The sequence below is a fragment of the Rhizobium sp. ZK1 genome (genome assembly GCF_047782645.1).
GTDB lineage: Bacteria > Pseudomonadota > Alphaproteobacteria > Rhizobiales > Rhizobiaceae > Rhizobium.
The window spans coordinates 1,730,529-1,751,555 of the sequence record NZ_CP180587.1; the positions used below are offsets into that span (position 1 = coordinate 1,730,529).

Genomic DNA, 21,027 nt, shown 5'->3' on the forward strand with positions numbered 1-21,027 from the left:
AGAAAGTCATGCTGAACCTCAAGGACCAGAGCCTTCTCCGCCAGGCCGGTCTCATCAATGGCGAATGGATCGCCGCCCGCTCGGGCAAGACCGTCGATGTCATTGACCCGGCAACGCAAGACGCCATTGGCACCGTTCCCGACATGGGCGGCGAGGAAACCCGTGCGGCCATCGTCGCGGCGGAGGCTGCCTTCGGGACGTGGAAGAAGAAGACCAATGCCGAACGCGGGGCTCTCCTCGAAACGTGGTTCGATCTGATGATCGAAAACGTCGAGGATCTGGCGCTGATCCTGACCGCCGAACAGGGAAAGCCCCTGGACGAGGCGCGCGGCGAAATCCGCTACGGCGCTTCGTTCGTCAAATGGTTTGCCGAGGAAGCCCGCCGCATCAATGGCCACACGATCCCGTCGCCGGCCCGCGACCGCCGCATTCTCGTGCTGAAGGAGCCGGTCGGCGTCTGCGGCATCATCACGCCGTGGAATTTCCCCAATGCGATGATCACCCGCAAGGTGGCGCCGGCGCTCGCCGCCGGCTGCACGGTCGTTATCAAACCGTCCGAGTTCACCCCCTATTCGGCGCTGGCACTCGGGGTTCTTGCCGAACGCGCCGGCATACCGGCGGGCGTCATCAACATCGTCACCGGCATGCCATCCGAGATCGGCGACGAGCTAATGGCCAACGAGACCGTGCGCAAGATTTCCTTCACCGGCTCGACCCGCGTCGGCTCGCTGCTGATGCGCGGGGCCGCCGACAGCGTCAAGCGGCTAAGCCTCGAGCTTGGCGGCAACGCGCCGTTCATTGTCTTCGACGATGCCGATCTCGATCTGGCCATTGAAGGCGCGCTTGCTTCGAAATTCCGCAATGGCGGCCAGACCTGCGTCTGCGCCAACCGCATTCTCGTGCAGTCGGGCGTCTACGATGCCTTTGCCGCCAAGCTGAAGGCCCGCGTCGACGCGATGAAGGTCGGTCCGGGCACGGAAGCCGGTGTCTCCATCGGCCCGATGATCAACGCCGCCGCCATCGACAAGATCGAGCGCCACGTTGCGGACGCTCTTTCCAAGGGCGCCAAGATCATCACCGAAACACCCGCGATGCCGAACGGCAAGCAGTACACGGCCCCGCTCGTCCTCACCGGTGCGACGACCGAAATGCTGCTCGCGACGGAAGAAACCTTCGGCCCCGTCGCGCCCCTATTCCGCTTTGAGACGGAAAAAGAGGCCATCGCCATCGCCAACGGCACGCCCTTCGGTCTCGCCTCCTATTTCTACACAGAGAGCATGAAACGCGCCTGGCGCGTCGGCGAATCGCTGGAATTCGGCATGGTCGCCCTCAACACCGGCCTCATCTCCATGGAAGTCGCCCCCTTCGGCGGCGTCAAGCAATCCGGCCTTGGCCGCGAGGGCGCGCAAATGGGCATCGAGGAATACCTGGAAACGAAGAGTTTCCATATGGGCGGGTTGGCTTGAGGATATGCGAGGGGCGGTCGCTAGCTAGACCGCCCCTTTTCGTTCGGGCGGGCAAAAAGAAGGCGCGGATTGTTTCCAATCCGCGCCTCAAGTTTGACTCGGGAGGACTATCACTGAAACCTGTCGAGCATCTTGTAATATTGCCCCACCAGCGGCAGGAACCAGGGCTTGCCGAAATGGCCGGGAACGGCGGGCCAGGGGTAGTTTTGCATCGGGTTGCGATCGACCTTGCCGACGATGGCGTCGGCGACCATCATGCCCAGATAGGTGGAGAGCTGTGCGCCGTGGCCGGAATAGCCCATCGCGTACCAGAGACCGTCGTGGAAGCCGGCGCGCGGGTAACGGTCGGCCGTCATGTCGACGAGGCCGCCCCAGCAATAGTCGATATCGATGCCCTTCAATTGCGGGAAGATGAGTTCCATACTCTCGCGCAGGATCGCGCCGCTCTTCTCATCCGAGCGCTGATCGGACGTCGCCGAGAACCGGGCGCGCCCACCGAAGATCAGTCGATTGTCGGGCGAAAGACGCCAGTAATTGCCGATATTCATCGTGTTGACGCAGGTACGGTTACCCGGCATCACGGCCTGAGCTTCGCTGTCCGTCAGCGGGCGCGTGGCAATCAGGAAGCTGCCGACCGCAATGATGCGCCGGCGGAACCAGCCGAAGTTCTTCGTCGTGTAGGCGCCCGTCGCGATAATGACATTGGCGGCGGTGACGCTCCCGCGGGAGGTTTGCAACGTATGCGTCCCGTTGACCTCGCGATGCCCGGTCACCGTCGTTCCTTCGAAGATCGTGGCGCCATGGCGGACAGCGGCCTGCCCCAGCCCTACGACATAGCGGCCCATATGCATCATGGCGCTCTTCTTCGACAGCATCGCGCCATGGAAGGGCGAGCCGATTTCGCCCTTGAGCTGCTCCGGCGACAAGAGCGCTGTGTCGGGATCGCATTCCTTGTTCAGCGCCTCGAAATTGCGGGCAATCGCCTCGAAATGTTTGGGCTTGGAGGCGAGCTTCAGTTTGCCCGCACGGCGGAAGTTGCAGTCGATACCCTCTTTGGCAATCAGCGCCTCAATGGTGTCGATGGAATCGTCCAGCGCATGATAGAGCGCGATGGCGCGCTCCTTGCCAAGCTCGGCTTTCGCGCCGAGATAGCTATGCGCGAGCCCGTTGTTCAGATGACCGCCATTGCGGCCGGAGGCGCCAAAGCCGACGCGCTCCGCCTCCAGCACGACGACCTTCGCCCCCGCTCTTGCCAACTGCCGCGCGGCCGCAAGCCCTGTAAAACCCGCGCCGATCACCGCAACATCATAGTGCCCGCTGACCGGACCTTGGGCAGCCCCGGCAAAGGCCGGCGCGGTGTCATGCCAATAGGAGACGAATTTCATCGCTTCCGCTTTCTGGTCAGAGACCCACAACACCCGGCAGGCCGGAAATGTCGGCGATCTCGGTATAGCCGTAATACGGGTTGGCGGGCTCGTGACCGCGATTGACCCAGACCTTGTTCTTGATGCCGAGATCATGGGCCGACATCAGGTCGTAGCGGAATGAAGAGGAGATGTGCAGCATGTCTTCCGGGCCGCAGCCGAGCATGTCGAACATGTATTCAAACGCCTGGAAGCGCGGCTTGTAGGCCTGTGCCAGTTCGGCGGTGTAGACCTTGTGGAAGGGTGCGCCGAGCTTTTCGACATTCGACATGATCTGCGAATTCATGGCGTTGGAGAGGATGACCAGCGGAATTTCCTTAGCGACTTTCGCGAGACCCGCAGGCACGTCGGCATGCGGACCCCAGGTCGGCACGCGCTCATAAACGATCTGCGCGTCTTCGTCCTTGAAGGACAAGCCGTTGGCCTTGCAGGTGCGCGACAGCGAATTATGCACGACCTCCGCGTAAGGCTTCCAGGCGCCCATGACCTCATCCAGACGGTAAGCGGAGAAATTCTTGATGAACTTCTGCATGGCCGGTTCGTCGAGCCGATCGCCGTAAAGATCACGGGCCGCACCTGCCATGTCGAAATTGATCAGCGTGCCGTAGCAGTCGAAGGAGATGTATTTCGGGCGAAAGGGGGCCATGACGTTCTTCCTCTGGCTTTCATGTTTCGTTGCCCTGATCATAAGCGGTCTTATCCCGCCTCGATTGCGCGAATTCACCCGTCCGGAAGCACAAAGTTTTTAATCCGCCATCCCGTTTGGCACACAATTGTTTGGAAGGGCCTGAATTTTCGAGATCTTGGCGACCTGCCGGAGGCTCGCCCGAATGGGCCGCAGCATAAGATGCGGCATCGGCCCCAGGCTTCGGCGGAAGATGGTGCGCGAACGCAACCATTCAGAGGAATAGCTTCCGCGTCCTGTCCGAGACTTTGGCTCACGAAAGGACATGTCCATGCAGAAGCAAATCGATATCGTCACCTTCGGGCCTGAGCATCTTGATGGTGCCGTTACCCTGTCGCGCGCCGAAAGCTGGCCGCATCGTCCCGAGGACTGGGCCATGGTGCAGCAGCTCAGTGCCGGCGTGGCCGTGGTGGACGACCAAGGCCGGGTTACCGGCACGACATTCATGACCCCATTCGGCGATGATTACGCAACGATCAACATGGTGATCGTCGACAAGTCGATGCGCGGTCTCGGCATGGGCCGCAAGCTCATGGAGCGCGCCTTCGAACTCGCCGGGCAGCGGCCGCTGCGCCTCATTGCCACCCAGGAAGGCTTGCCGCTCTACGAACAGCTCGGCTTCGTCGCCACGGGCACGATCCGGCAGCATCAGGGCCATGTGCAGGCGGTTGGTCGACCCGAGGGCGTCGAAGACATGCAGGCCGGTGATGTCGAGGCCGTGAAGGCGCTCGACCGGCAGGCCTATGCAGCCGACCGTTCGGCGCTGATCGACGCTCTGCTCGAACACGGGCGGTTCGCCGTCGTGCGCAAGGGCGATACGATCGATGCCTGGGCAGTCATCCGTCCCTTCGGACGCGGCGAGGTCATCGGCCCGATCATTGCACCGGATGTTGAGACGGCCCGCGTCCTGATCGCCTATTTCGCGTCCTCCCGCGAGGGCGCCTTCCTCCGTGTCGACACGGGCAGCGAAACGGGCCTTGCGCCCTGGCTTTCGGAGATCGGCCTTACCCATGTCGGTGGCGGCGTGACAATGCGGCGCCCGCTGACGGAAGACGGGGGACAGCTCCGGCATAAGGCCTACGCACTTGCCAGCCAGGCACTCGGCTGAACATACAGGAGATTGAAAATGCTCGCCAATTCGCTGATCGAACTCGATCGCGCCCACCTCATCCACCCCGTCGCCTCCTATCGCGGTCACGAGCGGCAGGGCGTGCGGGTGCTGAAATCCGCATCGGGAGCCACCGTGACCGAGGCCAATGGCCATCAACTGGTCGATGGTTTTGCCGGCCTCTGGTGCGTCAATGCCGGCTATGGCCATGAAAGCATCATCGAGGCGGCCACGAAGCAGTTGCGCGAACTGCCCTATGCGACCGGCTATTTCGATCTTGGCTCGGAACCGGCTATCCGGCTCGCCGCAGAACTGGCCGAACGCGCGCCGGGCGATCTGAACCGCGTCTATTTTACGCTCGGCGGCTCGGATGCGGTAGATTCCACCATCCGCTTCGTGCGCTATTACTGGAACGCCAAGGGCCAGCCGCAGCGCGACCAGTTCATCTCGATCCAGCAGGGCTATCATGGTTCGACCACGGTCGGCGCTGGGCTGACGGCGCTTCCGGCCTTCCATACCGGCTTCGGCGTGCCGTTTGACTGGCAGCACAAGATCCCCTCGCCCTATCCCTACCGCAACCCGGCCGGCGACGACGATGCGGCGATCATTGCCGCTTCGCTTGCCAGCCTGAAGGCCAAGATCGAAGAAATCGGCGCGGATCGCGTGGCAGCATTTTATGCCGAACCGATCCAGGGCTCCGGCGGCGTGATCGTTCCGCCGAACGGCTGGATCAAGGCGATGCGCGAGCTCTGCGAGAGCTACGGCATTCTCTTCATCGCCGACGAGGTCATCACCGGCTTCGGCCGCACCGGCCCGCTCTTTGCCTGTACGGATGAAGGCATCGTGCCGGACATGATGACGGTCGCCAAGGGGCTGACCTCCGGCTATGTGCCGATGGGTGCCGTCTTGATGGCCGATCATGTCTATGATGTGATTGCAGACGGTGCCGGCGAAACGGCGGTCGGCCACGGTTTTACCTATTCCGCCCACCCGGTGAGCGCCGCGGTAGCGCTCGAAGTGCTGAAACTCTATGAAGGCGGACTGCTCGAAAACGGCCTCAAGGCCGGCAAGCGGCTGCTGGACGGTCTGAATAGCCTTCGCGATCATCCGCTGGTCGGTGATATCAGAGGCCGCGGTATGCTCTATGGCGTCGAGCTTGTGACCGACAAGACGAAGAAGATGCCGCTTCCGGCAGCATCCCAACCTGCCCGCCGCATTTTCGACCGCGCGTGGGACAACGGTCTCGTCATCCGCGCCTTCCCGCAGGGCGTGCTGGGCTATGCCCCGCCGCTCTGCTGCACGGACGCCGATATCGACGCCATCATCGAGCGCACACGCCAGACGCTCGATCAGACGCTGGAAGACCCGGATATTCGGTCGGCGCTGGCCTGAACCGCTGAAACCGCCTGCGGCGGTATTTCGCCGATATATCGCCGCAGGAAGCAAGTTCGCAATTTTATGCTGCCGCCCAAGGCCAAATCGAACGATACGCCCCGGTGGACATGACAGACTCATAAACATCAAGCCCGAGACCAAACCGGCCTCCGGCATACGGAATACGCAGACAGAGCCCAGCGCCCACGCCGGTCACCCGGCGCATCAAAGGGAGAAGGCGCAAAACCTGGGACGCCGCGAGCAATATTCACCGGGGCCGAAAAGTCCGCACAAGACGGACGTCACCCAATCGAAGCAAAGAAGGGGAATGACATGACCGACAACATTACCAACTGGACAAAGTCAGACGACGCCCGCGTCGAAGACGCCATCCGTCGCGGCGCCTCCCGTCGCGATCTTCTGAAGATGATGCTGGCGAGCGGTGTAGCGCTTTCTGCCGGCGGCGCCGTCTTCGGCCGCGCCGAACGCGCAGTTGCCGCGACGCCGGTTTCCGGCGGCCACATGAAAGCGGCCGGCATTTCGTCTTCGAACGCTGACACGCTCGATCCGGCGAAGGCTTCTCTCGGCACCGACTACGCGCGCTGTTGCATGGTCTACAACCGCCTGACCTTCATCGACGTGACCGGCATCCCGCAAATGGAACTTGCTGAAAAGCTCGAGACCAAGGATGCCAAGACCTGGACTGTCACGCTGCGCAAGGGCGTCACATACCACAACGGCAAGACCCTGACCTCCGCCGACGTCGTGTTCGCGCTCAAGCGTCACCTTGATCCGGCCGTCGGCTCGAAGGTTGCCAAGATTGCCGCCCAGATCACCGAGGTCAAGGCGATCGACCCGACCACGGTCGAAATCGTGCTGAAGGCACCCAATGCCGACCTTCCCTACATTCTGGCGCTGCATCACTTCATGATCGTGCAGGACGGCACGACCGATTTTTCCAAGGGCATCGGCACTGGCCCCTTCGTCCTGGAAACGTTCGAGCCGGGCGTCCGCTCCATCGTGAAGAAGAACACGAACTACTGGAAGCCGAACCTGCCGCATCTCGATTCTTTCGAGTACTTCGCCATCAGCGATCCCAGCGCCCGCGTCAATGCACTGCTGGCCGGCGATGTCCAGTTCTGCTCCGCCATCGATCCGCGTTCCGCCAAGCTCCTCGACGGACAAAAAGGCTTTGCGCTTTCGCGGACGAACACCGGCACCTATACGAACCTGAACATTCGCCTCGACATGAACAAGCCCGATTTCGTGACGGGTATGAAGTATCTTGTCGATCGCGAGCAGATCGTGAACGCGGCGCTTCGTGGCTTCGGCGAAGTCAGCAACGACCAGCCGATTTCGGCGGTCAATGCCTTCCACAATCCGAACCTGAAGCCAAAGGCATTCGATCCCGACAAGGCCAAGCACTATTTCCAGAAGGCAGGGGTTCTCGGCCAGTCGATCCCGGTCGTTGCTTCCCCGGCAGCGGACTCCTCTGTCGACATGGCGATGATCATTCAGGCCGCCGGTGCCGATATCGGCCTGAAGCTCGATATCCAGCGCGTGCCCTCGGACGGCTATTGGGACAAGTATTGGCTCAAGGCGCCGATCCACTTCGGCAACATCAATCCGCGGCCGACGCCGGACATCTATTTCTCGCTGCTTTACTCGTCCGATGCGCCGTGGAACGAAAGCCAGTACAAGTCGCCGAAATTCGACTCCATGATGCTGGAAGCGCGCGGATTGCTCGACGATGCCAAGCGCCACGAGATCTACAACGAGATGCAGTCCATGATCTCGGAAGAAGCCGGCACCATCATCCCGGCCACCACGATGAATGCCGACGGCATTTCCAGCAAGGTCAAGGGCCTTCTGCCCAACCCGCTCGGTGGCATGATGGGCTACGCCATGGCCGAATATGTCTGGCTGGAAGCCTGACCGAGCCGACCGTGTCCGGGAGGCCAATGCTCTCCCGGATGCCACGGCCGTTCGTCGCAGATGCAAGGCGGGAGATCTCGCCTTGCAAATGCCACTTGCAGCTTATGCCTCCCTTGCCGGAGCGCGCATCAATGATGTCAGACAAAAAGTCCGCAGCTTATGTCTGCACGGCGTGCTTTAATCGGCAAAGCGAAGCGGCTGTCGTCCATCATATGCGGCTGGAGATCTCTTATGAATGCTGAAATCCCGACCATGATCGGAAAGCGGCTGATCCTCAGCGTGATCACGCTGCTCATCGTTTCCTTCGCGGTCTTCTTCGCCACCAACATGCTGCCAGGCGACACCGCAACCATCCTGCTCGGTCAGGCCGCAACGCCGGAGGCGGTGGAGGGACTTCGCCATGCCATGCATCTCGACCAGCCGGCCGTGCTGCGCTTTCTGCGCTGGATCGCTGGGGTCCTGACAGGTGATCTCGGCACGTCATACGCCAACAACATGCCCATCGCGACGCTGATCGGCAGCCGTTTCGTCAATACGATGGAGCTTGCCGGCATCACTGCGCTCGTCGCCGTGCCGCTCGCTCTGACGCTCGGCATTACCGCAGCAGTCATGCGCGGCTCGATCTATGACCGTATCGTCACGGTGCTCACCATCGGCGTGATCTCGGTTCCCGAATTTGTGGTCGCCTCGACTGCCGTGCTGATCTTCGCCGTCTATCTGAAATGGCTGCCGGCCATCTCCTTCGTCAACGAGGTGCATTCGCTGTCCGACCTGCTGCGCATGTATGCCATGCCGGTGGTGACGCTGACCTTTGTGGTCTCCGCGCAGATCATCCGCATGACCCGTGCCGCAGTGATCGAGACACTCTCGACGCCCTATGTGGAGATGGCACTGCTGAAGGGCGCGTCGCGCAGCCGGATCGTGCTGAAACACGCCCTGCCCAATTCGCTTGGCCCCATTGTCAACGCGCTGGCGCTCTCGCTCTCCTATCTGATCGGCGGGGTCATCATCATCGAGACGATCTTCAACTATCCCGGGATCGCCAAGCTCATGGTCGATGCCGTGGCCACGCGCGACCTGCCGCTGATCCAGACCTGCGCTCTGATCTTCTGTCTCGGCTACCTGATCCTGATCACCATTGCCGACATCGTTGCAATCGTCTCCAATCCGAGGCTCCGGTGATGACACAAAGCGCCCTGTCGCCCTCCCGCCTCGGCTATTTCGGCTACACATTCAGTCCGGTCGGCATGGTCGCCTTTCTGGTGATCCTGTTCTGGGCCGTCGTCGCGATCCTCGGGCCGCATATCGCGCCCTACCCGATCGGCAAGATCGTCGACACGGACTATTTCGGCCCGATCAGTTCTAAGTTCTGGCTCGGTTCGGATTATCTCGGACGCGACATGCTCTCGCGCATCATTCTCGGCGCGCGCTACACGCTGGGCATCGCGCTTGCCGGTGTGCTCATCGCCTCCAGTAGCGGCGTCATCCTCGGCATGGCGGCAGCGGTCATCGGCGGCTGGTTCGATACTTTGCTCAGCCGCTTCATGGATGCGATGATCTCCATCCCCAGCAAGCTTTTCGGTCTGGTCGTCGTGGCCGCAGTCGGCTCGTCGCTGCCCGCTCTCATCATGACGCTCGCCGTCATCTACATTCCGGGCTCCTATCGCTTCGCCCGTGCGCTGGCGGTGAATGTCAACACGATGGATTTCATCACGGTTGCCCGGATTCGCGGCGAAAATACCCTGTATCTGGCCGTGTCGGAGATATTGCCCAATATCATCCGGCCCGTGCTCGCCGATTTCGGGCTGCGCTTCGTCTTCATCGTCCTGCTTCTCTCCGGCCTCTCCTTCCTAGGCCTTGGCGTACAGCCACCACTCGCCGACTGGGGTGCGCTGGTGCACGAGAACATTCAGGGCCTGCCCTTCGGCTCGGCTGCTGTCATCGCACCGTCGATCGCGATTGCCAGCCTGACGATCAGCGTCAACCTGCTGATCGACAACCTGCCCCGCAAGATCCGCGACCGGAGCGCCTGATATGAGCAAGCTTGTCGAAATCCGAAACCTGCATGTCGAGGCGACCACCGACTCAGGCCGGCGCATCGAAATCATCAAGGGCGTCGATATAGAGATCGCGAACGGCGAGATCGTGGCGCTGATCGGGGAAAGCGGCTCGGGGAAGACCACCATTGCGCTGACGCTGATGGGCCATACCCGGCCGGGCTGCCAGATCTCTGCAGGCGCGATCATGTTCGACGGCAAGGACATGGCCAGGCTCTCCGAACGCGAGCGCTCCGCCGTGCGCGGCACGGAAGTGGCCTATGTGCCGCAAAGCGCTGCGGCCGCCTTCAACCCGGCGCAGACGATCATGGATCAGGTTATCGAAGTGGCCCGAATCCACGGCCTGATGACGCCGGAAAAGGCGCGCGAGCGGGCGATCGAACTCTTCAGGGCCTTGTCGCTTCCCTCGCCGGAAACGATTGGTGGGCGCTATCCGCATCAGGTTTCGGGCGGCCAGCTGCAACGGCTGGCCGCCGCGATGGCGCTGATCGGCGATCCCAAGCTCGTCATCTTCGACGAACCGACCACGGCGCTTGACGTAACGACGCAGATCGACGTCCTGAAAGCCTTCAAGTCGGTGATGAAGGCCGGCGGCATTTCCGGCGTCTATGTTTCGCACGATCTCGCAGTCGTAGCGCAGATCGCCGACCGGATCGTCGTGCTCAGGGACGGCGAGCTGCAGGAAGAAGGCACGACGCCAGACATTCTATCGACGCCCAAGCATGCCTACACGCAGGAGCTGCTGGCCGCGTTCGAGCCGAAGGAAACACAATTTGCCGACAAGCCGGTCGAGACACCGCGCCCGCTTCTCGAGATCGAGAATGTCATCGCCGGCTATGGACCAATCCAGTCTGACGGCCTGCCTTTCATTCAGGCCGTGCGCTTGGTCAGCCTGACGGTGGAGAAGGGCCGCAACCTCGGCGTCATTGGCGAATCCGGCTGCGGAAAATCGACGCTTGCCCGGTGCATAGCCGGCATCCTGCCCGCCAATGCCGGCAAGATCATTTTCGACGGCAAGGAACTCAACCACGCAGCGCGCCGACGTTCACGCGATCAGTTGCGCGAAATGCAGATCGTTTTCCAGTACGCCGACACGGCGCTGAACCCGGCCAAGCCCATCGACGACATACTCAGCCGGCCCTTGAGCTTCTATCACGGCCTGACGGGAAAAGCCCGCTCGGCGCGCGTGGAAGAACTCCTCGACATGGTGCATCTGCCGAAGGCGCTGCGCTATCGCCACCCGTCCGAACTTTCCGGCGGGCAAAAACAGCGCATCAACTTCGCGCGCGCTCTGGCCGCCAATCCGAAGCTGATCATCTGCGACGAGATCACATCCGCGCTGGATACCGTGGTCGCCGCCGCGATCATCGAACTGCTGAAGGAATTGCAGCGCGAACTCGATCTCTCCTACATCTTCATCAGCCACGACCTGTCGGTGGTCGAAGCGATCTGTGACGAGATCGCGGTCATGTATCGCGGCGAAAAGGTCGAGCACCTGACACGGGAAGACGTGAAGACGCCGACGCATCCTTATTCGAAGCTCCTCTTCTCGTCCGTGCCCAAGCTCGACCCGAGCTGGCTCGACAATCTCGTGCTGGAGCCGGAGCTGGTGCGGCAATACGGCGGGGCGTGAGGCACTTCCCGCGAAAGTGGAAGCCGGTCTCGCGTGCGGAAATGCCCTCGAAGAAGCGTCCCGTCTCATACCGTAAACAGGCTCGTCAGCGGCAGGTGCGATTTCACGATGGGTGATTTGAGCACCACGAAGCTGAAATATTTGTCGATGCCGATATCCATGTCGGTCAGCCGTTCCATGATCGTCTGATATTCGCCGATTCCGGCGGTCACGAATTTCACGAGATAATCATAGCCGCCCGAGACGAGATGGCACTCGATCACCTGGTCGATTTTCTCGACGACGGCAAGGAAGCGGGCGAAATCGACTTGGCGGTGGTTCTTCAGCGTGATTTCGGTGAAGACAGTCAGCGTCTGTCCGAGCTTGGCGAGATTGATCTGAGCGGAGTAGCCCTCGATATAGCCTTCCGCCTGCAATCGCTTGACGCGCATCAGGCAGGGGCTCGGAGACAGGTGCACGAGATCGGCCAATTCCACGTTGGTGATGCGGCCGTTCTTCTGCAGCTCGTAGAGAATCTTGATGTCCGTCCGGTCGAGTTTCATCATCGGCCTTCGCCTTCCCATTCTCTTGCAGCATAAAATTCTGCCGTTTGTCTCAAACAACGTTAGCATAGCCTGGTCTTTTGTCCATCAAGCCGTGAAAACCGAAATGGCGCAGAAGATTTCGATGCGGGACGGGATACCAGAATTTTCTGCCGCCAAGTCCGGAACTGCGGTTCCGCATGCGTGTAGCAAGCGCCTAGTGTCTGCTTAATACATGGAGATTCCGATGCCCGCGCCGTTGACCCTCATCGAGACCCCTTCGAACCCGCCACACGAGGCCGACGTCGTCGTGATAGGCGGCGGCATTGTCGGTGTTTTCACGGCCTATTTCCTGACACAACGCGGTCTGAAGACCGTTCTGCTCGAGAAAGGCCGTATCGGGGCTGAGCAGTCGAGCAGGAACTGGGGCTGGTGCCGCCAGCAGAACCGCGATGCGCGCGAACTTCCCATCGCGACCAAGAGCCTAGACCTATGGGAGCGCTTCGTGGCCGAAACCGGCGAGGATATCGGCTTCCGCCGCTGCGGCCTCCTCTATCTCAGCAACAGCGAGGCCGAAATTGCCGGCTGGGCGCGCTGGCGCGACTTTGCAAAGACAGCCGGGGTAACAACGCATATGTTGTCAGCCTCCGAAGCTGCCGAAAAGGGCCAGGCAACGGGCCGCGCCTGGAGAGGTGGCGTCTTTTCGCCGACTGACGGAATTGCCGATCCGTCCAAGGCGGCTCCGGCCGTCGCGCGTGCGATCATGAAGCTCGGCGGCACCGTCATCCAGAACTGCGCGGCGCGCGGAGTCGAGACCGAAGGCGGCCGCCTGAGCGCGGTTGTCACCGAACGCGGCACGATCCGCACGAAGATCGCGATCCTGTCCGGCGGCGCCTGGGCCTCCTCGTTCTGCCGGCAGCTCGGCATTCGTTTCCCGCAGGCGTCCATCCGGTCCTCCATCGTCGCCGTGTCGAGCGCGGCGGGCATTCCGCCGGCGCTGCATACGAAGGACATTTCGGTCACGAGCCGCAGCAACGGCGATTACACGCTGGCGATCAGCGGCCGCGCCCGCGTTGACCTTACGCTCCAGCAAGTGCGGTTCCTGCCGCAATTCCTGCCCATGTTCGTCAAGCGCTGGCAGTTACTTTCCCCCGGCGGTCTTGAAGGCATGCGAAGCGGGCATGAAACCGTTTCCCCCTGGCGGCTCGACCGTCCCACGCCCATGGAACGCATGCGCATTCTCGATCCCAAGCCGGATCAGGGAACGCTCCGTCTCATTCATGATCGGGCGCTGGACCTATTGCCGGAGCTCAAGAGTACAAGGATCACTGGCACCTGGGCCGGCTATATCGACTCCACACCGGACGGCGTGCCGGGAATCGGCGAAATCGAGAGCCTGCCCGGCTTCATCCTCGCCGCCGGCTTTTCCGGCCACGGCTTCGGCATCGGGCCCGGTGCGGGCCATCTGATTGCGGACATCGCATCAGGCGCCGAACCCATCGTCGACCCCAAGCCCTACCATCCCTCCCGTTTCGCGGCCTCTGCCTGGGGGAAAGTCTCGGAGTTCTGAGATCGGAAGGTCTGCGGCATTTATCGCTGCGGACCTGGGACTGAGATGAGCAGTCGCGCAGCACGCCTCGACCCAACGCTCTGACAGTGTGTCGAAGGTGGCAATCACACCGAGAAACCCGGCGGCAAGATTAATGCTGGGGTAAATTCAGCATTCAGTATTCATTAATTGTTGCCTTTACGGATTGGCGACAAGCTGGAATCAAACCGGAGACCCGACTGATGGATGCCAGGACGCTTGATATGCGCACAGACCCCAATTTTGCCAACACGCTCGAAAGCCTCGAAACGCCCTGCCTTGTGGTGGATGCGGACAGGATGGAGAAAAACATCGCGCGGTTGCGGACGCGCCTTGACGCTCTGGGCGTCTCGCTGCGCCCACATCTGAAAACGGCCAAGTCGGTCGAGGCCGCCCGCAAGGTCATGACCACACCGCAGGGACCCGCAACCGTATCGACCTTGAAGGAAGCCGAGCAGTTCGCCGCTGCAGGCGTTCGCGACATGATCTATGCAGTCGGCATCGCCCCCGACAAGCTCGCCCGTGTCGCCGAGATGCAGGCCCGCGGCATCGATCTCATGGTGCTGGCCGACAATGTCCAGCAGGCGCAGGCCATCGCGGCAGCGTCGAGGGCGGCGGGTTCGCCCATTCCTGCCCTCATCGAGATCGACTGCGACGGTCATCGCTCCGGGGTTCCGCCTTATGACCGTGCCCGCCTGCTTGAGATCGGCGAGGTGCTTGCCACAGGCGCCGAATTGCGCGGCGTGCTGACCCATGCCGGCGACAGCTATCGCGGCGGTGGCCCCGAGGCTCAGGAGCGCTTCGCAGAGGCAGAACGTAAGGCTGTGGTCGAGGCAGCGCAGGCCCTGCGTGCCGCCGGCCTGCCATGCCCGGTCGTCAGTGTCGGTTCGACGCCGACCGCCCATCACGCAAAGGATCTGACAGGCGTGACCGAGGTTCGCGCCGGCGTCTTCGTGTTCTTCGATCTGGTCATGGCAGGGATCGGGGTCTGCCGGGTAGACGATATTGCGCTCAGCGTTCTGGCCACCGTCATCGGCCACCAGCGCGAGAAGGGCTGGATCCTCACCGATGGCGGCTGGATGTCGCTGTCGCGGGACCGCGGTACCAGCAAGCAGCCCGTCGACATGGGCTTCGGACTGGTCTGCGACGTGAACGGCAATGTTTTGAACGATGTGATCGTTGCGGATGTGAGCCAGGAGCACGGGATTATCGCTGTCCGGCCCGGCTCGAACGGTCGCCTTCCCGAGCTTGCCGTCGGCGACCGGGTCCGCATCCTGCCTAACCACGCCTGCGCGACCGCGGCACAGCACGGCGCCTATCATGTCGTGCGCGGTACCTCGCATGATGTGGAAGCCGTCTGGCCGCGTTTTGGAGGCTGGTGATGACGAGATTGCTGGACATCAGCACGGAAGAAGCGCCGCGCCCGGCAGGACATTACGTCCAGGCCAGGCGCGCGGGTGATCATCTCTATATATCCGGGCAATTGCCGATCCGGGCCGACGGGGAGCCCCTGCCCGACGACATGTTCGAGACGCAGGCCACGCAAGCCATCGACAACATGCTGGCCATCCTGAAGGCTGCTGGCGGACAACCGGCCGATCTCGTGCGCGTGACAGCCTATATTGTCGGGGTCAGCAATTGGCCGCGTTTCAACAAGGTCTATGCCGAGCGGCTGGGCGAGGCGTGCCCCGCCCGCACGGTCGTTCCCGTCCCTGAACTGCACTATGGCTACCTCGTCGAGATCGACGCGGTTGCCGTGATCGGCCCGTAAATCCGCGACGATAACCGGACCCATCCGGATCAACGTCCCTGACTCGACTGCTCAGATCCATCCAAAGCGATCCGGAACTACCGGCCCGGGCCGGTGTCGTGGTCATCGGTGGCGGCATGATCGGCGCGTCCGCCGGCGCTCCTATGCGGACCGCACGCCGGATGCCGTGCCGGTAATCTCAGCAGACGAGCGCGTGCGCGGCCTTTATCTGGTGCCGGCGGATCCGGCCGCGGTTTCGGCATCGGCTCGGGCATCGATCACTTGGCAGCGGACCTCCGGAGCCCGCTTCGTTCACCTACAGCAAACGTTCTGCGAGAGGCGCGACTGCAATCGCAACAATCTGCTTTCGCCGGCAACCCATGCAGCGATAAATGACTGTCAAAGTCGGGCATGGTCATGTCACGGGCAGTCGCATGCGCCTGCAGTGAACCGCGAACAATCTGAGGTCAGCGATGCAAACGCTTCTGCTTAGCAAGGATCAGGTGAAGGGCCTGATTGGGATGCGACAGGTCATCGCTGCGGTGGAAGATGCCTACCGGGCCTTCAGCAGCAGACAGGTGGAGCAACCCGACTATATCGGCATCCGCCTGCCGGAGGGTCGCGGAGAGATCGATTTCAAGCTGAGCTATCATCAGCAGGCCGAGATGATCTCGATGAAGGCGCATTCCGGCGGCTTCACCGGCAATCCGGAGGCGCATGGCGTCCCCAACAGCATGGGAACTATTCTCCTTTTCGACGCCAGAAGCTGTGCGCTCGCCTGCATCATGGACGGAAGCCTGATCACAGGCCTGCGAACCGGCGCCGCCGGCGCGGTCTCCGTCAAGGCGCTTGCCCGAAAAAACGCCCGCACGATCGCCTCCATCGGCGCCGGAAACCAGGCGCGAATGCAGATCCGCGCGATCCGCGAGGTCATGCAGATCGACGAAATCCATGCCTGGAGCCGGACGCCGGAAAACTTGGCTGCCTACAAGCAGGACATCGAACGCGAATTCCAGATACCGGTCATCATCGCGGCCTCCGGAAAGGAGGCGGTCGAAAAGGCCGACATCCTGATCACCACCACACGCGGCAAGGGGGGTCTGGTCCAGGCAGACTGGGTGAAACCCGGCACTCACATCGTCGCCATAGGAACGGACGCGCGCGGCAAGCAGGAGCTGGACCCCGAACTGTTCAGAAATGCGAAGATCGTGGTCGATTCCATTCCGCAATGCACGCAGAAGGGTGAAACTGTTCACCCTCTTGCCGGGAATATTATCAAGATAGACGACATTTACGCCGAGATCGGAGAAATCCTGCTCGGCGCCAAGCCCGGTCGCACGAGCGACGACGAAATCACAATCTTCGACTCTACCGGTATGGCCATCCAGGACAACACCACGGCCGGATCGATCTACCGGAACGCTCTCGCCAACACTATTGGCACATTCTTTTCCTTCATCGAGTGACGATCATGCGCAACTTCCCGACAATCCAGGACATTCACGACGCGCGCGCGCGCCTCAAGCCGCATGTCCGGCATACGCCGCTGCTGCGCGCGGACAAGATCGAAAAGACGGTGGGTTGCGAGCTTTACCTCAAGCCGGAAACCCTGCAGATCACCGGCGCCTTCAAGATTCGCGGCGCGCTCAACAAGGCGCTCTCGCTTTCGAAAGCCGATATCGCAAACGGCATCATCGCGACATCGTCGGGCAATCATGCGCAGGGGCTGGCCTATGCCGCGAGAATGCTGGGTGTGAAAGCCATATTGGTGCTGCCGGTCACCTCGCCCAAGATCAAGATCGAGAACACCAAGGCGCTTGGCGCTGAGGTCGTCCTCTTCGACGGCGACACCGCAGCCCGCTGGAAGCGCGTCTACGAGATTGCGACCGAAAACAATTACGTGCCCATTCACGCCTTCGAGGATCCGATCGTCATGGCCGGACAGGGAACGATCGGCTGCGAAATTCTCGATGATCTGGCGGACGTGGATACGGTCATCGTTCCCGTGGGTGGCGGCGGGCTGATTTCGGGTATCGCCACGGCCATCAAGGAAACGAAGCCGTCCGTCCGCGTCATCGGCGCAGAGCCCGCGCTGACGCCGAAATATTACCACAGCCGGATCAACCGGGAGCGAACCTCGCTTCCGCTCCTGGACACGATCGCAGACGGCTTGCGGATCAGCGTTCCGGGCCAGAACCCCTATCCCATCATCGAGAAATATGTCGACGAGATCGTTCTGGTGGAAGACCGGCATATCATTGATGGCATGCGCGCGCTGGCAAAGGATGCCAAGCTGATCGCCGAGCCGGCCGCCGCCATCACGGTCGGCGCGCTGCTGGCGGGCTCGATCAATCTGAAGCCAGACGAAAAGGTCTGCGCCGTCCTGTCGGGCGGGAACTGGGACTTGAGCGATCTCGCCGGGGTCTACGCCGACGGCTGAACGGTTGGACGGTCCCGTGACGCGAGCCGGCGATCACATGTCCGATGATCCGGATAGAGTCGGCCGTGAAGAACTGGCAAGCCACTGATTTGGGGTAAGAATCGAATGATCTGCAGATCTTGTAATTGCCGGAAACAGCCACTGGACAGGCTGTTTCCTTGCGATGGTTCAGGCAGCTTTTGTGTCTGGTCGCCGTACTCATCCTCACGTTCCAGCGCCAATCAATGTCGCAGCTTTCTGCCTGAAAGCGAATTCTTCACGATCGACCAACTTGTTCCGAACGACCCCTGCCTCGTAAGATCGATGCGGTGATCGACTTTTCCTTCAGCGTGAGTCACCAAGCAGACCTTGCTCGCCAGTGCCGGAAGAGGCTGCATGATTCGCTAGCGGCAGCCTGATACACTGGTCTCATCCACCGACCTGGTCCTGATTGGCAGCCACCGGCAATTTGCTTTCGTCCGGAACACGGGCTTCGGTCTGCCGGGCGGCGGAGATGAGTCGGCGATGTGCGCGGATCGCGTTCCATTGTTGGTCGATCAGCACGCCGATGAGGATCACGCCACCCATGACGGCGAAATTCAGCGACGAGGGGATGCCCAGCAGATTCACGAGGTTCTGCAGCTCCTGGAGCAGGACCGTTCCGAGCACGACGCCAACGATCGATCCCTCGCCGCCGCGGAGCGAAAAGCCGCCGAGTACGGCAGCGGCAATCGCGTAGAGTTCATAGAACTGGCCATGGCTGGCCGGCGAGATCGAGCGTGTGTACATGGCGAAGTAGATTGCCGCGAGCGCCGTAAGCAGTCCGCAGATGACATAGGCCGACATCACCATCCGGCCGGTGCGGATACCGGAATATCGGGCCGCCTCCTCGTTTTTGCCGATCGCGTAAAGGTAACGCCCGAAGACAGAGCGATGCAGCACCACCCACATGACCACGGAAATGATGACGAGCGCTATGAAGGTGTTGGGAACGCCGTAAAACCGTCCGGCGGTGATGAACTCAAGGTCCGGGAAATTTTGGCCGAACGCAAAACCCGCCGTCCCGTCGGCCGTATAGAAGCGCGCCGCCCCGCGATAGATAAGGAGGCCGCAGAGAGTGACGACGAAGGGTTGCAGGTTCAGCCGGGTGATCAACCAGCCGTGAATGCCACCTATGGCCGCGCCGAGCACTAGAATGAGTGGCAGCGCCAGCATCCATGACATATCTTGGACCGCGACGAAATCGACAAACAGCACACCAAGAAGCGCTACAAGCGAACCCACGGAAAGTTCGATACCGCCTGTAATGATGACGTAGGCCTGGCCAATCGACAGGATGCCGAACAGACCGATGAGGTTGGCGGTATTCGCCAGGTTGATCGGCAGCAGGAAGCGCGGATTGATGATGGCGACGACGATGCCGACGACGACGATCAAAAGCAACAGTCCAAGATCCTTTTTGATCATTCGAGATCCCCCGTACACCTGATTATATTGCCGCGGCGGCTATTTTACGCGTTTGCCAACAGCAAGCAAAAGGACGCTTTCCTGACTGAATTCGTCCTCATCGAGAATGCCGGCGATCTGGCCCTCGTGCATGACGGCAATGCGGTCAGAAACGCCGATCACCTCTTCCATGTCGCTGGAGATCATCAGGATAGCGACACCGGCATCGGCAAGCGCCCGCATCAGGCCGTAGATCTCGTTCTTCGCGCCGATATCGATGCCGCGTGTCGGCTCGTCGAAGATCATCACCTTCGGGCTCATCGACAACCATTTGGCAAGTACCACCTTCTGCTGGTTGCCGCCGGATAGGGTGCCGGTTCGGCTCGAAATAGAGGGCGCCTTGATGCCGAGGCGAACGCGCTGTTTTTCGGCCGCCGCCGTCTCCCGCTCGGCGGAAAGCATGAAGCGGCTGGCGAGCATGGGGAGATCGGCAAGGGTTATGTTCTGGGCGATCGAGAAATCGAGAAGAATGCCGTTGCGCTTTCGATCCTCCGGCACCAGGAAAATGCCGCGAGCAACGGCGTCCCGCGCGGAACGGACTATAATTTTGTGCCCGTCCTGCAGGATGGATCCGCCGTAACTGCGATCAATGCCAAAGAGCACCTTGGCAAGCTCGGTACGGCCGGACCCGACGAGGCCCGCAAGTCCCAGGATTTCTCCATACCTGATTTCCAGATCAACGGGACGGCCGGGATAGGCCTCCGTGCGCACGGCACTTACCTTCAGCGCAATCGAGCCGGGTGAGCGCTGCGGCTTTGCAGTACGGGCCGCAAGCATCCGGCCGATCATCAGCTTGACCATCTGGTCGTGGCCGATGTCCGTCCTGGCGAGCGTGCCCGCAAGCGCACCGTCACGGAGTACGACGACCCGGTCGGCTACGCGCTCAACCTCGTGGAGCCGATGCGAGATGAAAATAACACTGATGCCATCCGCCTTCAGCAATTTGATGATGCTGAGCAGCCGCTCGGTTTCAGCCAGCGGCAGGCTGGAAGTGGGTTCGTCGAAGATGACCAGCCGCGCGTTGATGGACAGCGCCTTGGCGATTTCCACCATCTGCTGCTCGGCCAGCGAAAGCGACGCCACGCGTGTGTCGGCGGAAAAATGCGCGCCCACGCGCCTCAAGAGCGGCTTCACCATGTCCCTTAGCCGATCGCGATCGACGAGCTTAAGAGGTCCCCCCTTCAGCGGTTCGCGCCCTAGGAAGATATTGGCAGCGACGTCGAGATTCTCAAAGAGATTGAGTTCCTGATGCACGAAGGCGATGCCGGACGAGATGCTCGATTCCACAGTGAGGAAACGAAGTTCTGCCCCGTCGAGCAGGATCGTGCCCCGATCCGGTGCGATCACACCGCCGAGAATCTTCATCAGTGTCGATTTTCCAGCCCCGTTTTCGCCGACAAGGCCGATGACCTCGCCTGGCATAATGTCCATTGACAGACCCTCGAGCGCAACGACACCTGGATAGGTCTTGCCAACGCCGGAAAGCGAAAGAAATGGCTTTCCGGGCACGCCCGGTGGCGAGATTTCGGAACTATGGTTCATCGGCTGTCCATGGCTGCTG

At 61.4% G+C, this 21,027-nt stretch carries 17 protein-coding genes and 1 pseudogene; 13 read left to right on the forward strand and 5 right to left on the reverse strand.

The features are described 5' to 3' along the window. The first annotated feature begins 8 nt into the window (after positions 1 to 8). Positions 9 to 1,466 (forward strand): NAD-dependent succinate-semialdehyde dehydrogenase, encoded by a 1,458-nt coding sequence (locus tag ACK9YZ_RS30625; protein ID WP_416067261.1) that lies wholly within the window; start codon positions 9 to 11, stop codon positions 1,464 to 1,466. 110 nt (positions 1,467 to 1,576) lie between these two features. Here the strand turns inward: ACK9YZ_RS30625 and ACK9YZ_RS30630 are convergent, their stop codons facing one another. After that, positions 1,577 to 2,851, reverse strand: a complete 1,275-nt coding sequence (locus tag ACK9YZ_RS30630; RefSeq protein WP_416067262.1) for an NAD(P)/FAD-dependent oxidoreductase — start codon at positions 2,849 to 2,851, stop codon at positions 1,577 to 1,579. Between the two features lie 16 nt (positions 2,852 to 2,867). After that, complete coding sequence (locus ACK9YZ_RS30635) at positions 2,868 to 3,536, reverse strand: haloacid dehalogenase type II (protein WP_416067263.1); 669 nt, start codon at positions 3,534 to 3,536, stop codon at positions 2,868 to 2,870. A 310-nt stretch (positions 3,537 to 3,846) separates the two neighbouring features. Here ACK9YZ_RS30635 and ACK9YZ_RS30640 point away from each other — a divergent pair, with 310 nt between their 5' ends. From ACK9YZ_RS30640 to ACK9YZ_RS30665, 6 genes are all read left to right on the forward strand, one after another. Continuing rightward, complete coding sequence (locus tag ACK9YZ_RS30640; RefSeq protein WP_416067264.1) at positions 3,847 to 4,683, forward strand: GNAT family N-acetyltransferase; 837 nt, start codon at positions 3,847 to 3,849, stop codon at positions 4,681 to 4,683. An 18-nt stretch (positions 4,684 to 4,701) separates the two neighbouring features. Continuing rightward, positions 4,702 to 6,075: an aspartate aminotransferase family protein gene (locus ACK9YZ_RS30645; protein ID WP_416067265.1), complete on the forward strand. Its 1,374-nt coding sequence runs from the start codon at positions 4,702 to 4,704 to the stop codon at positions 6,073 to 6,075. Between the two features lie 315 nt (positions 6,076 to 6,390). Further along, positions 6,391 to 7,992 carry an ABC transporter substrate-binding protein gene (locus ACK9YZ_RS30650; protein ID WP_416067266.1) on the forward strand — a complete coding sequence of 534 codons (1,602 nt, stop codon included), beginning with the start codon at positions 6,391 to 6,393 and terminating at the stop codon, positions 7,990 to 7,992. A gap of 231 nt (positions 7,993 to 8,223) precedes the next feature. Further along, positions 8,224 to 9,174: an ABC transporter permease gene (locus ACK9YZ_RS30655; protein ID WP_216759729.1), complete on the forward strand. Its 951-nt coding sequence runs from the start codon at positions 8,224 to 8,226 to the stop codon at positions 9,172 to 9,174. After that, positions 9,174 to 10,025 carry an ABC transporter permease gene (locus ACK9YZ_RS30660; protein ID WP_216760899.1) on the forward strand — a complete coding sequence of 284 codons (852 nt, stop codon included), beginning with the start codon at positions 9,174 to 9,176 and terminating at the stop codon, positions 10,023 to 10,025. Before ACK9YZ_RS30655 ends, ACK9YZ_RS30660 begins: the two co-directional genes overlap by 1 nt. Before the next feature lies 1 nt (position 10,026). Further along, entirely contained in the window at positions 10,027 to 11,682 is a 1,656-nt protein-coding gene (locus tag ACK9YZ_RS30665) for an ABC transporter ATP-binding protein (protein WP_216759731.1), read from the forward strand. Positions 11,683 to 11,747: 65 nt separating this feature from the next. Here the strand turns inward: ACK9YZ_RS30665 and ACK9YZ_RS30670 are convergent, their stop codons facing one another. Then, the gene (locus tag ACK9YZ_RS30670; RefSeq protein ID WP_216760901.1) at positions 11,748 to 12,224 is read right to left on the reverse strand and encodes an Lrp/AsnC family transcriptional regulator; all 477 of its coding nucleotides are present in this window, start codon (positions 12,222 to 12,224) and stop codon (positions 11,748 to 11,750) included. A gap of 226 nt (positions 12,225 to 12,450) precedes the next feature. Here ACK9YZ_RS30670 and ACK9YZ_RS30675 point away from each other — a divergent pair, with 226 nt between their 5' ends. The 6 genes and pseudogenes from ACK9YZ_RS30675 to ACK9YZ_RS30700 all read left to right on the forward strand — a co-directional run bounded on the left by ACK9YZ_RS30675 (position 12,451) and on the right by ACK9YZ_RS30700 (position 17,981). After that, positions 12,451 to 13,773 (forward strand): NAD(P)/FAD-dependent oxidoreductase, encoded by a 1,323-nt coding sequence (locus ACK9YZ_RS30675; protein WP_416067267.1) that lies wholly within the window; start codon positions 12,451 to 12,453, stop codon positions 13,771 to 13,773. A 221-nt stretch (positions 13,774 to 13,994) separates the two neighbouring features. Beyond that, positions 13,995 to 15,173, forward strand: a complete 1,179-nt coding sequence (locus ACK9YZ_RS30680) for a DSD1 family PLP-dependent enzyme (protein ID WP_416067268.1) — start codon at positions 13,995 to 13,997, stop codon at positions 15,171 to 15,173. Beyond that, positions 15,173 to 15,562 carry a RidA family protein gene (locus ACK9YZ_RS30685; RefSeq protein WP_416067269.1) on the forward strand — a complete coding sequence of 130 codons (390 nt, stop codon included), beginning with the start codon at positions 15,173 to 15,175 and terminating at the stop codon, positions 15,560 to 15,562. The genes ACK9YZ_RS30680 and ACK9YZ_RS30685 overlap by 1 nt, the downstream gene beginning before the upstream one ends. 139 nt (positions 15,563 to 15,701) lie before the next feature. Further along, a pseudogene (locus tag ACK9YZ_RS30690) lies at positions 15,702 to 15,838 on the forward strand (D-amino-acid oxidase); the annotation flags it as partial. A 176-nt stretch (positions 15,839 to 16,014) separates the two neighbouring features. Next, positions 16,015 to 17,007, forward strand: coding sequence for an ornithine cyclodeaminase family protein (locus tag ACK9YZ_RS30695; RefSeq protein ID WP_416067270.1), 993 nt, complete (start codon positions 16,015 to 16,017; stop codon positions 17,005 to 17,007). A gap of 5 nt (positions 17,008 to 17,012) precedes the next feature. Continuing rightward, positions 17,013 to 17,981, forward strand: a complete 969-nt coding sequence (locus tag ACK9YZ_RS30700; RefSeq protein ID WP_416067271.1) for a threonine ammonia-lyase — start codon at positions 17,013 to 17,015, stop codon at positions 17,979 to 17,981. A gap of 408 nt (positions 17,982 to 18,389) precedes the next feature. On the opposite strand, the gene ACK9YZ_RS30705 is transcribed toward ACK9YZ_RS30700, so the two are convergent. Together ACK9YZ_RS30705 and ACK9YZ_RS30710 are read right to left on the reverse strand one after the other, a co-directional pair. Next, entirely contained in the window at positions 18,390 to 19,427 is a 1,038-nt protein-coding gene (locus tag ACK9YZ_RS30705; protein ID WP_416067272.1) for an ABC transporter permease, read from the reverse strand. Between the two features lie 39 nt (positions 19,428 to 19,466). Next, positions 19,467 to 21,008 carry a sugar ABC transporter ATP-binding protein gene (locus ACK9YZ_RS30710; protein WP_416067273.1) on the reverse strand — a complete coding sequence of 514 codons (1,542 nt, stop codon included), beginning with the start codon at positions 21,006 to 21,008 and terminating at the stop codon, positions 19,467 to 19,469. Between the last annotated feature and the right edge of the window lie 19 nt (positions 21,009 to 21,027).